We start from the raw sequence: 15,339 nt of genomic DNA, 5'->3' as shown, positions 1-15,339 counted from the left end.
GCGGCACCAGGGGCCCGGCCTACATGCCAGGCAAACTGGAGGCAGTTTCGGCCAATCCTTAGCTATCCAGTGAGGTTGCGCGCATTGTCGCGTTTGCGGTCTGGCGGTTCCTGCTGTCCACCGTGAAGATGCCCGCCTGTCGATGAACGGGGGAGCGGGATGGCGGTTGGGTGGGGCGTGCGTGCTCGGGGGAGGGCACGGGCGGAGGAGGCGGAGTGGCCTGCTGTCCCGGTTCAGACGAATCCTGTTGCCTCTGGGGCCAACCGCCCCGCGGAGGTGGACCCCACATCGTCCGAAGTGACGCTGCTGCTGTGTCAGGCGGTCTATGCGCGTCCTGATCGGGTGAAGGCCGTGAAGGCGTGGTGGCGCAGGATCCGGGGCAAAGCGGGGAAGGCCAAGAAGCCTCGGCGCAGTACCAGGCGGCCGATCTATCTGGAGGGCAGCGACGACTGTCCACCCCTGGGCGAACCGACTGCGAAGTGGGTCGTCGACCATGTGCTGCACGGTCCGCCGCTGCCTGTGCCGTCGTACGGCTTCGACCTTGTTCCGGTGACGGCGCACAGCCTTCGTGCGCGGCGCCGCCGTTGGGCACGGCGCGTATGCATCCTGGTCCTGTGTGGGCTGGTCGCCTACGCGGTGCCGTGGGCTTTCGCGATCTGGGCTGCGGCCGTAATCGTCGCTTTGTCCCTACGGTGGGCTGCCTTCCGTGCCATCCGCAGAGTCGGCCCGACGCGGTGGGCGCCTTCGCGGCGCCTGGCGTATGCCGTGCTGCTCATGCCGTGGCTGCTTGCACTCCTGCCGTACGGACCCGTTGGCGGCGACGTGTTCGAGTTGCGACTGGAACTGGCCCTACTCCCCTTCGGGCTGGCGGCTGTCGTCGCACTGGCGTATGCGGCCGATCGGCTTGTGGCACGGTCTGCGCTGGGTGCCCTGACGCGGGAGGGCGTGTCGTCTGATGACCTGCCGTGGGCCGCTGCGAAGGCCAAACGCAGGATGTCGGACATCAACAAGGATCAATCGCAGCTGGCGTTGCCCTACGACGCCTCGGAGCAGTTCGTCGGTGCCGGGCGTGATGTCTGGGGACCTGCTCGCATCAGCATCCCCCTGAAGGCCAAGGATGCCGAGGAGTCGGTCAGGCCGTTCGGGGAGGCGGAACTTCTCCGACGCGTGGGCACCGCCCTGAATGAACTGGGTCGCGGCGCTCGGGAGATCACAGATCCACTCCCTGGGTTCTCGATGGAGCGCATACTCGGCCTGCCGGCGGCCCGATGGCTGCAGCGCACCCGCGAGACGAAGGTGGAGCTGCCCGACCTGAGCGGTCTGGGACGCAGGTCCCCTTCCGGTGTGCCGGACCGGCTGTATCTGCGGGCCCAGTGCATCAGCTGGGACGGACAGATCGTGGTCAGCGTGTTCGTGCATGCCGCGCTGGAGGCCGGAGAGCTGCGGCTGACCATTCGTCCACACGTGATGACACCGCTCTACAACGAGTTGCGGGTGACCGCCGCACCGGCCCGGACACGCGGAGCACGTCTGCTCAGGTGGCTTGCTGCGCAGTCGCTCCTGGACACGGCCATGGGCCCCCTGGCCGTGTGGCGACTGGTCGCGCGCCTCGGTGAGAAGGTCGAGGGCCATGCGGAGGAAGAAGACCCGGTTAGCCTGCGCGACCGTTACTCCACCGAGGAAGTCACCGACATGCACCAGAGTGACGATGCCAAGCGTCACGTCGTTCTGATGCAGTCCTGTGTCTTCCGGACTGTCGCCGAGTATCTCGACGAGCAGGGGATCGACTTGGCTGCGTACGAACGGCAGGTCGCCACCGTGACCAACAACATCCTCGTCTATGGGGACAACAACGCTCCCATCCAGAACGTCGCCGGCAGTGGCATCAGTGGCGTCGGCCAGGACAACAAGAATCAGGGAGGCAAGTAATGGTTGTGGGACGGCGTCGCCCCGAGCCGGACCCGGGCCATGGCTCGGGCATCAGCATCGGGGGTAACAACAACGCACCGTTGCAGAACGTGGTGGGACAGAACATCTCCAGCATCCATCAGTCTGCCTCGGTTCAGGGCGCGGTCGACATCGACGCTGTGCGCGGCCTCCTCGCCGCGTTCCGCGCGGATGTCGACCGCAACGCGGCGGACTTGCAGAACGCGACGGTCCTGCGCGCTATGGCGGACACCGTCGACACCTCGCTCGCGACCCCCGATGCGCCGCCGCAGGTCGGCACACTGCGCGGGATCGCGCAGGCGTTGCCCGCGCTTGTTGTGGGCACCGCAGTCCAGCAAGGAGGCGAAGCCCTCGCCAACGCCATTGGCGGGCTGTTGAGTTGAGTCGGCTTGCCCCTTGAGCCGGCCTGGGATGCGGGATGAGCCGTTCCGGCCGCCGCCTGCGGCGCGCGTGGATACAGTGCTGCGACCAGTTGGGGGGAATACGAAGTGGACGAAGTGACGTTCGCAGCGACCACCATGGCGGCGGCCTTCCTCACCCAGGCGACCCAGGAGGGGTACCAGAGGGTCCGTGAGGCCATTGGCCGTCTGATCCGACGCAGCGGTCGAGAGGACGAGGCAGCGGCTCAGCTTGAGCGTCTGGACCGAGATCGGAGTGCTGTCGCCCAAGCCCAGGCGGGTGACCGTGAGGCTGTCGTACGGGCCGCCGCGGTCGCGTGGGCTCCCGTGCTCGTACGACTCGCGGAGTCGGAACCGGTCGCGTATGCCGAGCTGTTGGCTCTGGCCCGACAGGACCATCCGACCTCCGTGGTCAACCAGCACAACCACGGAACGGGCACCTTCATCAACGGGAACGTTGAAGGCGGCCTCACTATCAACCACGGCACGGGGCATGGCAGACACAACTGACCCTCAGAGCCAGAGCGGGCAGCACAACCGCGGGCCTGGCGTGTTCATCGCGGGCAATGTGTACGGAGACGTCAATAACCACCAGACGTCACGTCCGAACCACGGGCGAGATGACGAGCCCCAGGCGTCCCAGGAGCACCAGCGCAACGAGAAGGAATCTCCGGCCGGGCATCAACCGGAAGAAGCGGACGAGGCGGGGCCCGGCGGGACGTTGCTCGGCTGGACCTTGCTCACCGTCTGGCTACTCGCGTCGTCCGTCTACTGCGTCGTTGCAGCTTTCACGGCCCCACAAACGGCTGGGGGTTACGTCGGAGCCGTCTTTGGCGCCGTGCTGTTCGCCCTTGGTGGATTGGTCCCGTTGGCCTTCGTGTTCACGGCTCTCACGGAGGTCTGCGCCGCAGGCACGGCCAATGCTGCCGACTCCGCGAGGAAACGATGGGCGCAGGGGCAGCGAGCCGCAGCCCGTTTGAATCTTCGGTACGCGGTCTCAGCTGCCCGTGTCGCGAGCGTCAGCGCAGTCCTGGTTGGGTTCATCACAGGGCTCTTCGGATTTCTGGCCATCGGGAAGAAGGCTGCAGACCGGGCCCACGGCGCTCGCGAACTCGCCGAGTCCGAGATCGTCAAGACACGCTCCGCGCTGGGGGAGAACCTCGACGGGGGATGATCTGGCTTTCGTGGGAGCGGGTTTCTAAGTTCGGCTCCCAGACTCCCAAGGGGAGGCAAGTCGAGGGGGCGCTTGCAGTCACGCCGCCGACGCTGTTCCGATGCTCTCCACGATTCGCGGAGGCAGAACAGCTCGGGCAGGGCCACTCTCGGGCGAGGCGAGGTAGCTCAACAGCCTTGCCGGTTGCTCCGGTCGGCCTAGGGGAACCGGTTCGACGCGGCGCCACCCCCTGGCGGATGCCGTCTTGATGGCCGTCAAGTACGTGCTGTCACTAATGCGGCCCAGGGTCCGAGCGCGCATGAGCAGGGCGGCGAGAGACACCTGCCAGAACCGCTTGAGTTCGAACAAGGTTGACCAGTCGATCGTGGTCGGCAACTGGTCGTAAATGTCCTCGGCAGGCATAAGGAACGCCGCCGCGAACTGATGGGCCTGCGTCTCGACCTCTTTGACACCCCAGATCTGCTCACCGTGCAGCACAAGATGGGCGAGTTCATGCGCGGCGTCGAACCGTGACCGTGCGCGGTCGTTCTTGTCGGTACCTAGGACGACGACAGGGTTGTCGGGGAAGGGCAGGGAGAAGGCGTCAACGTCCGCGCTGTCGAGTGGGAGACGAATCACGGCGACCCCGTGCGCCTCTAGAAGTTCGACGACGTTTGGGGCCGGGCCCGGGGGAACCTTCCATAGGGACCGGACTCGGGCCGCAGTCTGCTCGATCTCGGACGCAGGGGCCTCCAGTCCGCTCACAGGGATCATCGGCACGTCACTTGCGCAGAACCGCTGTGCGGCCGACGCGTGGATGGCGAGGTCGTGGGCGACGTGAGCGACTGCTCGGGCGCGTCGGCGGTCGACCACCGACGTCCGGCGCAGTGACCGGAAGAAGCCTTCATGGCTCTCGGCCATCGCCTCGTGGAAGAACGCGGGGGGCACCGCGAGGATCTCGGCCAAGGCGCCGACCGTATCCGGGCTCGGGCGCGCCGCACCGCTCTCGAATTGACTGATCGCGGCAGGTGTGAGCCCAGCCTCGCGGGCCAGCTGCGCCTGGCTCAGTCCGGCCAACGGTGAAGTCGACGTCCAGCCTCGGGTCGTATGCCTCGGGCTGGATGCTGAGCCCTCCGGCTCGATGGCCACTCTCTCAGCAGCTGTCAGATGATCTTCTGAAGGTCCTCGGCGACGTGGAAGCGCTCAGCTCGTCGAGCGGCCGCCCGTGAAGCTCGAGAGGGTGCTCCTGCCTGATGGTTCGATTCGGTTCCCCCGGGAGCCGAATCACGAACTTGGCTCCCAAACGGCTCCCAAAACGACCCCAGAAACCACTCAGGGACCCGACCCGCTAAGCGGATTAGGCCCCTGACCTGGTACTTCGCTGTCGAGGTGGCGGGATTTGAACCCACGACCTCTTCGTCCCGAACGCGATATCTGCCTACCCAGACATGTCCAACCATCGTGCTGGCTGGTGAGTTGGTTGTGATCGCCATCCGTAGACGTCCACAACCGTCGCCCGTCATTCACGCCGGTTGGCCCCTGTTTGGCCCCCTGGGGTGCCGGACGCCTCGACCTGCGGACCCCGCCCCAGGTCGGAACTACGCATTACGAGTTGTCGGATATTGGCTCACAGGAATCCATCAGTGTCCTCTTAGTGCGCCAGAATGCTGTTCAGGCACCTCACCGGATGACTTCGGATACTCGTGTACGACCACGGAACAACCCACTATCGAGATCAGAACTGAGACCGACCAACCAAGGCCACCTAAATCGATGCAAGCAGTACTTCATTCACGGCGCCATGAAGCTGCCTGCCATGCCCCGTTACACATGCTTCACCCGTCAGCGAAAACGTCGGTTGATTTCGGAATGGCCTCGATGACCTTAGGGTTCTTGGCTATTTCGGGCGGGAGTTTAGTTTGCGAGCTAAGTCTCGTTGAGAGGATCTGTGCGACGGTCACCCCTCGAACGGTTCCCAGATCTGCATCCCTCAGGTCCGCATCCCTTAGGTCTGCGCCTTTCAGGTCCACATCTTCCAAACTTGCCCCCCGCAGGCTTGCGCCTCGCAGGTTTGCCCCCGGGAGGTCTGCATCGCTAAGCGATGCAGATTCCAGGTTTGCACCTCGCAGGTTCGCTCCATCTAGCCTTGCCACACTCAGATCAACCCATTCCAGATCGGCCCCGGCAAGCTCGGCTTCCTCGAGATCCGCCAAGAACAGGTGACTGTATTGCAGGTTTACTTTCATTTTTCCGTCATATTTGACATTTCTGCTTGCAAGAACTGTGATCGCAGCCTGGATGTCAGCCGGCAGCTCGTCTTCGCCGGGAAGAAACGCCTTCCCCTCCGCGGGCATATGGATCTTGGCCGAGTGAGTGCGGACGTAGGTAGATAGGACATTCACGACAGTCGGGTGATCTCGCCGCGAGTCCTGCATGATCCGTTGGAGACTGTAGATTCCACCGAGTCGCACATCCATGGCCTCGTCACCCAAGTTCTCCACTGCGGCGTTGTACCTGTCGGTGATCTGCCCTTCTTGGGATAGCCCGAGCCCTTCCTGTGCCTGAGTAACCGAGCGGCTCGTGAAAACCAGAGCGCCAATAGCCGCAATGCTCGTTACCAGCGCCACCGCCACTTCGACCCGTCGTGCCCAATTGACGGTCTCACCTGCGGAATCCCCGGCTGACGGTGTATCGACTGCCCTGGCGCGTTGCGGTGCTCGTCGCCGCTGTCCAGGGCGGCGCGGCCCCAAGGGAGACCACCAACGCCGCCCTCGCCGTCCTGCCCTTAGGGATCCGCGATTGGCGATCCTTCGGAGCTGAGCGCTACGAGCGCTCGCACGAGCTATCCCCCTGGTCATGATCCCATTCGAACCGATCAAGCACCGTGATCGCAGGCTCTTCACCGAATAGCCACAGCACCTGGGGCGGGACACGCTGCTGGGCCCGTCACCAGACGCTGACCGATCCGGACCACGCCGATGCCGCCACGGCGATGCGGCGCCAGTACCGCCAGAACGGGGCCGTCGCCGCGGCGGTGGAGGTCGCACCCTGGAGTTTGCGCACTGCTGGCCGACCTAGTCCATGCTGGCGCCCTTGGGAGCCGTTCGGGAGCCGTATCTCGAAGTCGGCTCCCAAACGGCTCCCAAGACGGGCTCGCACAACAAATCAGGCCCGGCGCTGATCTCTCAGCACCGGGCCTGACCTGGTGTTATGGCTGTCGGGGTGGCGGGATTTGAACCCACGACCTCTTCGTCCCGAACGAAGCGCGCTGCCAAGCTGCGCTACACCCCGATTGTCGCTGCTCTCGCGGCGACGTCGTTTACTTTAGCCCACTGGTGGCCGGAGACGAAATCCGGTTTTCGGGGCGTCGGCTGCGGTGGCGGAACGGGTCGGGGCGGACGTGGTCCAGGACGATGACGACGAGGGCGAGGGCATAGAAGGCGACGCCGAGGATCGCGGTGTTGCCGAGGATGCCCACGTAGCCGTGCCGGTCGACGTCCACGAAGGGGTAGAGGTAGCGCGCCGGCGTACCCGGCGACAGCATCGCTCCGCGGGTGAGGGAAAAGGCCAGGTAGGCGAGGGGGTAGAGAAGCCACGTGGTCGCATGCCGCAGGGCGAACGGCGCCGGGCGGGTCAGCAGGAGCCAGTCGATCACCGCGGCGATGGGGATCGCCGTGTTCAGGATCTGGTTCGACACCGTCTGCCAGGAAGCGAGCGGGGCGACGCCCCCGGTCATGGAGAAGCCGCTGGACGGGTCCGTCAGGATCAGGTGGTAGACCAGGCCCGTGATCGAGATGTAGAGCAGCGTGCCGCCGGTGAGGACCGCGGGCAGTGGGCGACGTGCCGTCCACGCCCGCCGGGCCGAGGCGGCGAAGACCAGCGCCACCAGCAGGTTGGCCTGGATGGTGAAGTAGCTGAGCACGTGGAGCGGACTGCCCAGGCGCATCTCGACGGCCACGCCCGCGGCCGCGACGAGGGCGATCAGGAGGCGGAAGGTGGCCGCCAGGGGGCGGCGCACGGGGGTCGTCACCGCCGTCGCCGGGACGACAGAGGGGATCGGCGGGGGGATGCCCGGTATCGCGGGCAGGTCGGGTATGTCCCTGGGGAGCGGGGCGATCATGTCCCCACGCTAAGCACGGGGGGCGAATCGGGCTATATGGGTCACCCGGGTGGGTGACGGCGGGGCGCTGACCTGCGCCCCATCAACATCGGCATCAACATCAACATCGACATCAACTTTCACGTCAACTTCGACATCGACTTCGGCTTCGACGCCTTGATCGCTCCGCCCGGCGCCGCCGCCGACCGCCCCTCACGCTCGACGGCCCTCACGATCGACGGCCCCACTCCGGCCGACTCGTTTCCGTCCGCCCTGCCGTCGTCGTCCGGCCTACTGCCGAGCGACCAGCGTCAGCAGTGACGCCTCCGGCGGGCACGCGAACCGTACCGGCGTGTAGCGGTTCGTGCCGCAGCCCGCAGAGACGTGCATGTACGACGTTCGCCCCTCCGCCGTATGCGTGGACAGGCCCTTCACGCGGTCCGTGTCCAGGTCGCAGTTGGTGACGAAGGCGCCGTAGAAGGGGAGGCACAGCTGGCCGCCGTGAGTGTGGCCGGCCAGGATCAGGGGATAGCCGTCCGCCGTGAACGCGTCGAGCGAACGCAGGTACGGGGCGTGGACCACGCCCATCGAGAAGTCGGCCGACTCCGACGGGCCGCCGGCCACGCGCGCGTAGCGGTCCCGCTTGATGTGCGGGTCGTCGAGGCCGGTCAGCTCGATCTCGGCGCCTTCTATCTTGAGCGTCCCCCGGGTGTTCGTCAGGTTCAGCCAGCCCGCCGTGTCGAAGCCGTCGCGCAGGTCCTCCCACGGGTTGTGGATGACGCCCACGGCCGGCCTGTTGCCGTTCAGACCGTGGCGGCCCTTGGACTTCTCCAGCAGGTACAAGGCGGGGTTGCGGAGTTTGGGGCCGTAGTAGTCGTTCGAACCGAAGACGTACGCACCCGGGAACTCCATCAACGGGCCGAGGGCGTCCAGGACTTCGGGGATGCCCTCCGGGTCGGAGAGGTTGTCCCCGGTGTTGATGACGAAGTCGGGGCGCAGCCCGGCCAGGGAGCGCAGCCAGCGCTGCTTCTTGCGCTGACCGCTCACCATGTGGATGTCGGAGACCTGGAGGACGCGCAGCGGCCGCATGCCTGGTGGCAGGACCGGGACCGTCACCCGTCGGAGGCGGAACGAGCGGGCCTCGAAACCCGCCGCGTACAACAGTCCGGCGGCGCCCACCGCCGCGATTCCCAGGGGTACTCCGTATTGCGCGCGCATACGTCCATCGTGTCAGACCCCGGCAGCCCCGCGTTCCACCCTGTGGACAGCCTCGAACCTGTGGACAGCCTCGCGCCCATCGACGGCGCGTCCCAGGGCACGGCGCTGAAATCAGCAGGCGACCGCCGCACCACACCTGCGACAATCGACGGCATGACCACGCTCAAGTCGAAGCTGCAGGAAGACCTCAACTCCGCCATCAAGGAGCGCGACGAGCTCCGCTCCTCGACGCTCCGGCTGACCCTCGCCGCGATCACCAAGGAAGAGGTCGCCGGCAAGACGAAGCGCGAGCTCTCCGACGACGAAGTACAGAAGGTGATCACCCGCGAGGCGAAGAAGCGCCGCGAGGCCGCGGACGCCTTCGCGCAGGGCGGGCGTCCCGAGTCGGCCGAGCGGGAGAAGGCGGAGGGGGAGATCCTCGCCACGTACCTGCCCAAGCAGCTGTCCGACGACGAGCTCCAGCAGATCGTCGCGCAGGCCGTCGAGGAGGCCAGGGCGGCGGGTGCCGAGGGGCCGCGTGCCATGGGTCAGGTCATGAAGATCGTGAACCCGAAGGTCGCGGGGCTTGCCGAGGGCGGCCGGGTCGCCGCCGTGGTCAAGAAGCTGCTCGCGGGCTGAGCCCGAGAGGGACCAGACCCAGCGCCAGTAAGAGCAGCAGCAGAAGCAGTAGTAGAACTCCGTAGCCGTACCCCGGTACCTCTACCCGTACCCGCTTGCTCACCGAACGCCGTCGGCCTCGGCGCTCCCCCGACTGGGGAAGCGCCGAGGCCGACGACTGTGCTGGGCCGTTCTCGGCCGGCGGTCGTCACGGGGTTACCCGTTACGACCCCCGTTGCCGTTGCCGTTCTGTCCCTGGATGAAGCCCGAGGGGATCGAGAACGAAGGCGTCGGGAAGCCGCCACCGTTCGTGTCACCGTTGGCGCCACTGATCGTGTTCCCGTTGATCGTGTTGCCGTTGGTGGTGTTCCCGCCGTTCGCGTTGCCCCTGTGGTCGCCGTTGTTGTCGCCGTCGGTCGGGTCCTGGCCGTCGTCCTTGGGCTTGTCGTCCGGAATGTCGACGAGGTTGAAGGACGGGGAGTTCTTGCCCGAGAGGGCGCCGGTCATGGCGTCCTTCCAGATCGGGCCGGGCACCTCACCGCCGTAGACGAGGGCGCGGTAGACGCCGCCGATGTTGATGTTCGTCATCTTGACGTTCTGCTTGGGGCTGCCGACCCAGACCGCGCCCGACAGGTTCGGCGTGTACCCGACGAACCAGGCGTTCTTGCGCTCGTCCGTCGTACCCGTCTTACCGGCGTTGTCGCGGTCGGAGAGACCGGCCTGCTGACCCGTACCGGAGTCGATCACGCCCTGGAGCAGTGTGTTGACGGTGTCCGCGGTCTTCTCGGACATGGCCCGGGAGCAGGTCGACTTCGGGACCTCGAGCGACTTCTCCTTGCCGTCGGCCTTCTGGGTGATCGACTCGATGGCGATCGGGGTGCAGTACATGCCCCGGGAGGCGAAGGTGGCGTACGCGCTCGCCATGGTCAGCGGGGAGATGCCCTTGGAGCCGAGGGTGATGGCGGGCACCTCGGGCAGCTTGTCGCCGTTGCCCTGCACGACGTGCAGCTTGTCGGTCATCTTCACCACGGGGCAGATGCCGATGTCGGAGATCATCTGCACGAAGTAGGTGTTGACCGACTTGGCCATCGCCGTCTTCAGCGCGTACGGGCCCTTCTCCTCGGTGCTCTCGTTCGACAGCTTCTCGTTGGTCAGGTTGGTCCAGGGCTTGCTGCTGCACGTCTGTACGGGGCTGGGGTAGAGCATCTCGTACGGCGACGAGTAGTGCTGGGTCGCCGGCCGCCCCTCCTCCAGCGCGGCCGCGGCCACGAACGGCTTGAAGGTCGAACCGGTCGGGAAGCCGAAGTTCGAACCGCCCATGTCACGGTCGACCGAGTAGTTGTACTCGGTCTCGTTCTTCCCGTAGCCGTACGGCCTCGACTGGCCCATGCCGACGATCTTCCCGGTGCCGGGCTCGACCAGGGTGGCCGCCGTGGCGACCGAGTCCGACTTCTTGACGTGGGACTTGATCGAGGACTGCACCGACTCCTGCGCCTGCGGGTCGAGCGTCGTACGGATGGTCAGGCCGCCCTGGTTCCAGACCTTCGCCCGGGCCTCCTTGGTCTTGCCGAAGACCGGGTCGGTCAGGAACACGTTCTCCACGTACTTGCAGAAGAAGCTCGCGCCCTTGACCGCCGTGATGCAGCCGTTCTTCGGCCGGCTGACCTTCAGGTCCAGCTTCGCTTCCTTGGCCTTGTCGGCATCCTGCTGGGAGATGTCGTGAACCTCGGCCATGCGCTGCAGCACGGTGTTGCGCCGCTTGGTGGCCTCCGCCTCGTCGTTCACCGGGTCGTACCGGCTGGGTGACTGGACGATGCCCGCGAGCATCGCCGACTCCTGGAGGTTCAGGTCCTTGGCGGGCTTGGAGAAGTAACGCTGGGCGGCGGCCTCGACGCCGTAGGCCTGCTCGCCGAAGAACGTGATGTTCAGGTAGTTCTCGAGGATCTTCTTCTTGCCGAGCTTCTCTTCCAGCTGGATCGCGTACTTGAGCTCGCGGACCTTGCGGCCGAGGGTCTGCTGGGTGGCCTGGGCGACCTTCGTCGGGTCGTCGCCGGCCTCCTCCACGAAGTAGTTCTTCACCAGCTGCTGGGTGAGCGTGGAGGCGCCCTGGGCGACCCCGCCGTTCTGCGCGTTCTGGTTCACGGCGCGCAGGACGCCCTTCAGGTCGATCGCGCCGTGCTGGTAGAAGCGGGAGTCCTCGATCGCGACGATCGCCTTCTGCATGTACGGCGAGATGTCCTTGAGGTCGACCACCGTACGGTCGCGCGAGTACACCGTCGCGATCTGACCGCCCTTGCTGTCCAGGATGGTGGTGCGCTGACTCAGCGCGGGACTCTTCAGGTTGTCGGGGATCTCGTCGAACCCCTGGACGGAACCCTTGGCCGCGAGACCGAGCGCGCCCGCTGCGGGCAGCGCGATTCCGGCCATGACTGCTCCAGCGAGCACGCTGACACCGAGGAACTTGGCGGCCTGTTGCGTTGGCGACAGACCACCGCCCGAGCGCTTCTTTGGCATGGGGGCAGCCTACGTTCTCATTCGCCGGACACGCGTATATGCCTTGGCCTAAGCTGCTCTCAACTGTCACAGCAGTATGGCCACGTATCAATACGTCCGGCGACCCCGAATCGTTCCGGAGGTTCCCCAACTTTTTTGGGGAGGTCGTGTCCGAATCAGCCTCATGCGTCACCAGGTGTCCGTTGTGACTCAACTGAACTGTCCCGGTTTGCCGGGATACTCACGTATGTCCGCCGCTCACTCCCCCGGGTGATCTGCCGCTTACGCATAGTCCGTTCGGGCCATTCAAGATTGGGCCCGCAGGGGGTGTTGCGCTGTGCCTGCCTTCCGTAACGTCCTCAACTGGCGGCGGTGAATATGCCGCTGCCGCCGTGGGGGAGCCTCGATTCGGGAGAGGACGGCGCCGGTATGGGCTGGGTAACCGACTGGAGTGCGCAGGCGGCCTGCCGCACTACCGATCCGGATGAACTGTTCGTTCAAGGAGCAGCGCAGAACAGGGCGAAGGCAGTGTGCACCGGATGTCCGGTACGCACGGAGTGCCTCGCCGATGCGCTCGACAATCGCGTCGAATTCGGCGTGTGGGGTGGCATGACGGAGCGGGAGCGTCGCGCACTGCTGCGCAGGCGTCCCACCGTCACCTCGTGGCGTCGCCTGCTGGAGACCGCGCGTACGGAGTACGAGCGCGGCGCGGGCCTGCTGCCCCTCGACGAGGAAGAGGTGTACGAGCGCTACGCGGCGGTGGGGTGACAGTGCCACGGAGGGCGTCCCGCGGGGCCACCTCGGCCCGCGTCGGACCCACCCGTCGCCTCGGACCCACCCGCCTCAGGCCATCTCAGGCCCAGCCGACTCAGGCTCAGCCATGAGGCCATGAGGCCATGACTCAGGCCTGGCCGCGAGTTTCATGACTCAGGTCCGGTCACGAGCCCATGACTCAGGTCCGGCCCGGGCCCGTGGACGGCGCCGCTCAGGCGCCGGCTTCAGGCAGCTCCGGCCGGTTGGCCGCGAGCCGGTCTCCGATGTTCCGCAGTCCTGCGAGATCGTGTACGTCGCCGGGCAGCGCGGCAACTTCGGCAACCGCCACCTCCGGGTGGAGCGCGGCGAAGCGGTCACGCGTGCGCTGCTCGCGGGAGAGCAGCTGCATGCGCTCGGCGTGCAGCCTCAGCAGGCCTGCGGTGAGTTGTTCGACGGTCCGGTGTCCGTGCGGCGGCGTGTCGGTCGGCGCGTCGGTCCTGTCCGTGGCGTCTGTGCTGTCCGTGGCGGCGGGGGAGCCTTCATCGGAACCGTCGGAGCCGGCTGGACCTTCGGAGCCATCGGGAGCTGATGTCTCGGAAGCGGGAGATTCTGAACTGCCGTACGTGTCGGGAGAGTTACGAAGTCCAGCTTTCCCGCCCTCCTGATCCACAATGCGGGCGTCGTCAAGATTTTCCGCGGCCTCGGCATCGAGATTCTCCGCCGCCGCGAGCGCCCGCTCGGCGGACAGCTGGGCGGCACTACTGCCGTGCACCCGGTTGAGCACGAGGCCGGCGAACGGCATGTCCTCGGCCGCCAGCCGTTCCACGAAGTACGCGGCCTCGCGCAGCGCGTCCCGCTCCGGGGCCGCCACCACCAGGAATGCCGTCCCGGGCGCCTGGAGCAGCTTGTACGTGGCGTCCGCGCGCGTACGAAAGCCCCCGAACGTCGTGTCCATCGCCGCCACGAACGTCTGCACGTCCTTGAGGAGCTGTCCCCCCAGCAGCTTCCCCAGGGTGCCGGTCATCATCGACATCCCGACGTTCAGGAACTTCATCCCCGCACGCCCGCCCAGCTTCGCCGGGGCCGTGAGGAGCCGGATCAGCCGTCCGTCGAGGAAGGACCCGAGCCGCTTCGGCGCGTCCAGGAAGTCGAGCGCCGAGCGCGACGGCGGCGTGTCGACGACGATCAGGTCCCACTCGTCCCGCGCCCGGAGCTGGCCCAGCTTCTCCATCGCCATGTACTCCTGCGTGCCCGCGAAGCCCGCCGAAAGCGACTGGTAGAAGGGGTTGTTCAGGATCACGGCCGCCCGCTCGCCGTCCGCGTGCGCCTCGACGATCTCGTCGAAGGTGCGCTTCATGTCGAGCATCATGGCGTGCAGCTCGCCGCCCGCGGAGTCGTCGACGCCCTTCACACGGCGTGGGACGTTGTCGAGGGAGTCGATGCCCATCGACTGCGCGAGCCTGCGCGCCGGGTCGATGGTGAGCACGACCACCTTGCGGCCCCGCTCGGCGGCGCGCAGCCCCAGGGCCGCCGCCGTGGTCGTCTTGCCGACGCCGCCCGAGCCGCAGCACACCACGATGCGGGTCCTGGGGTCGTCGAGCAGCGGGTCGACGTCGAGTACGCGGGCCGGGTCGAGACTCATGAGATCCCTTGAGTGCGCAGTTCCGTTGCGAGCTCGTACAGGCCCGCCAGGTCCATTCCCTCAACGAGCAGGGGGAGTTCGTGCAGCGGCAGGTCCTGCTCGGTCAGGACGGCGCGCTGCTCGCGCTCCAGGGTGTGCCGCTCGGCGTACTCCTCGGCCTGTTCCAGGAGGGGGCCGACGAGCCGCTCGGCGTTCCCGCCGCGACGGGCGCCGCCGAGTCCGGCCGCCGAGAGCGACTTGGCGATGGCGCTGCGTGCGACGGCGCCGGTGAGATCGAGGTCGACCTCGTCCAGGAGCGCGGGCCGCACCATGTTCACGATGATCCGCCCCACCGGGAGCTTCGCCGCCCGCAGCTCGGCGATGCCGTCCGCGGTCTCCTGGACGGGCATCTCCTCCAGCAGCGTCACCAAGTGCACGGCCGTCTCCGGCGACTTCAGGACGCGCATCACGGCCTGCGCCTGATTGTGTATCGGGCCGATCTTGGCGAGGCCCGCGACCTCCTTGTTGACGTTCAGGAAGCGCGTGATCCGCCCCGTGGGTGGCGCGTCCATGACGACGTAGTCGTACGCGAACTGCCCGCTCTTGTCCTTCCTGCGTACGGCCTCACACGCCTTGCCCGTGAGGAGCACGTCCCTGACACCGGGGGCGATGGTGGTCGCGAAGTCGATGGCGCCGAGCTTCTTCAGGGCCCGGCCGGCGCTGCCCAGTTTGTAGAACATCTGGAGGTAGTCCAGAAGCGCCAGTTCGGGGTCGATGGCGAGGGCGTACACCTCCCCGCCCCCCGGAGCGACGGCGATCTTCCGCTCCTCGTAGGGCAGCGCTTCTGTCTCGAAGAGCTGCGCGATGCCCTGCCTGCCCTCGACCTCGACGAGGAGGGTGCGCTTGCCCTCGGTTGCGAGGGCGAGCGCGAGGGCTGCGGCTACCGTGGTCTTGCCGGTACCGCCCTTGCCGCTGACGACCTGGAGCCTGCTCACGTCTTCGAGCCTAACCAGTCCGTCGCCGTAGTACGCAGGAGGCTGTGGACAACGTGTGCGCGAGG

Annotated in this window: 13 protein-coding genes and 1 tRNA gene; 6 read left to right on the top strand and 8 right to left on the bottom strand. The window is 66.7% G+C overall.

Features of this window, described 5'->3' with window-relative positions:
• Positions 1-297 precede the first annotated feature (297 nt).
• The 4 genes from OG568_RS24035 (at position 298) to OG568_RS24020 (ending at position 3,519) form a co-directional block, all read left to right on the top strand.
• Complete coding sequence (locus tag OG568_RS24035) at positions 298-1,929, top strand: hypothetical protein (protein ID WP_329533048.1); 1,632 nt, start codon at positions 298-300, stop codon at positions 1,927-1,929.
• On the top strand, positions 1,929-2,330 hold the full coding sequence (locus OG568_RS24030; RefSeq protein WP_266627051.1) for a hypothetical protein: 402 nt from the start codon (positions 1,929-1,931) through the stop codon (positions 2,328-2,330). Before OG568_RS24035 ends, OG568_RS24030 begins: the two co-directional genes overlap by 1 nt.
• A 105-nt stretch (positions 2,331-2,435) precedes the next feature.
• Positions 2,436-2,855 (top strand): hypothetical protein, encoded by a 420-nt coding sequence (locus OG568_RS24025; protein ID WP_266627053.1) that lies wholly within the window; start codon positions 2,436-2,438, stop codon positions 2,853-2,855.
• A 40-nt stretch (positions 2,856-2,895) separates the two neighbouring features.
• On the top strand, positions 2,896-3,519 hold the full coding sequence (locus OG568_RS24020; RefSeq protein WP_266627055.1) for a hypothetical protein: 624 nt from the start codon (positions 2,896-2,898) through the stop codon (positions 3,517-3,519).
• A 78-nt stretch (positions 3,520-3,597) separates the two neighbouring features.
• On the opposite strand, the gene OG568_RS24015 is transcribed toward OG568_RS24020, so the two are convergent.
• The 5 genes from OG568_RS24015 to OG568_RS23995 form a co-directional block, all read right to left on the bottom strand.
• Positions 3,598-4,575: an XRE family transcriptional regulator gene (locus OG568_RS24015; RefSeq protein WP_266627057.1), complete on the bottom strand. Its 978-nt coding sequence runs from the start codon at positions 4,573-4,575 to the stop codon at positions 3,598-3,600.
• Between the two features lie 758 nt (positions 4,576-5,333).
• Positions 5,334-6,131, bottom strand: coding sequence for a pentapeptide repeat-containing protein (locus OG568_RS24010; RefSeq protein ID WP_266627059.1), 798 nt, complete (start codon positions 6,129-6,131; stop codon positions 5,334-5,336).
• Positions 6,132-6,715: 584 nt separating this feature from the next.
• Positions 6,716-6,789 (bottom strand) — tRNA-Pro (locus tag OG568_RS24005).
• 28 nt (positions 6,790-6,817) lie between these two features.
• On the bottom strand, positions 6,818-7,618 hold the full coding sequence (locus OG568_RS24000; protein WP_329533047.1) for a Pr6Pr family membrane protein: 801 nt from the start codon (positions 7,616-7,618) through the stop codon (positions 6,818-6,820).
• A 270-nt stretch (positions 7,619-7,888) separates the two neighbouring features.
• Complete coding sequence (locus OG568_RS23995) at positions 7,889-8,815, bottom strand: metallophosphoesterase (RefSeq protein WP_329533046.1); 927 nt, start codon at positions 8,813-8,815, stop codon at positions 7,889-7,891.
• Between the two features lie 153 nt (positions 8,816-8,968).
• On the opposite strand from OG568_RS23995, the gene OG568_RS23990 reads away from it, so the two are divergent.
• Positions 8,969-9,433, top strand: a complete 465-nt coding sequence (locus OG568_RS23990) for a GatB/YqeY domain-containing protein (RefSeq protein WP_266627063.1) — start codon at positions 8,969-8,971, stop codon at positions 9,431-9,433.
• Between the two features lie 195 nt (positions 9,434-9,628).
• Here the strand turns inward: OG568_RS23990 and OG568_RS23985 are convergent, their stop codons facing one another.
• Positions 9,629-11,926 carry a transglycosylase domain-containing protein gene (locus OG568_RS23985; RefSeq protein WP_329533045.1) on the bottom strand — a complete coding sequence of 766 codons (2,298 nt, stop codon included), beginning with the start codon at positions 11,924-11,926 and terminating at the stop codon, positions 9,629-9,631.
• 408 nt (positions 11,927-12,334) lie between these two features.
• On the opposite strand from OG568_RS23985, the gene wblA reads away from it, so the two are divergent.
• Positions 12,335-12,673 carry a transcriptional regulator WblA gene (wblA, locus tag OG568_RS23980; RefSeq protein WP_028799159.1) on the top strand — a complete coding sequence of 113 codons (339 nt, stop codon included), beginning with the start codon at positions 12,335-12,337 and terminating at the stop codon, positions 12,671-12,673.
• A 217-nt stretch (positions 12,674-12,890) separates the two neighbouring features.
• On the opposite strand, the gene OG568_RS23975 is transcribed toward wblA, so the two are convergent.
• Positions 12,891-14,300: an ArsA family ATPase gene (locus tag OG568_RS23975; RefSeq protein ID WP_329533044.1), complete on the bottom strand. Its 1,410-nt coding sequence runs from the start codon at positions 14,298-14,300 to the stop codon at positions 12,891-12,893.
• Positions 14,297-15,274, bottom strand: a complete 978-nt coding sequence (locus OG568_RS23970) for an ArsA family ATPase (RefSeq protein WP_329365863.1) — start codon at positions 15,272-15,274, stop codon at positions 14,297-14,299. Before OG568_RS23970 ends, OG568_RS23975 begins: the two co-directional genes overlap by 4 nt.
• Positions 15,275-15,339 lie beyond the last annotated feature (65 nt).

Source organism: Streptomyces sp. NBC_01450, from assembly GCF_036227505.1.
Classification (GTDB): domain Bacteria; phylum Actinomycetota; class Actinomycetes; order Streptomycetales; family Streptomycetaceae; genus Streptomyces.
This window is presented reverse-complemented; position numbering and strand designations above follow the sequence as displayed.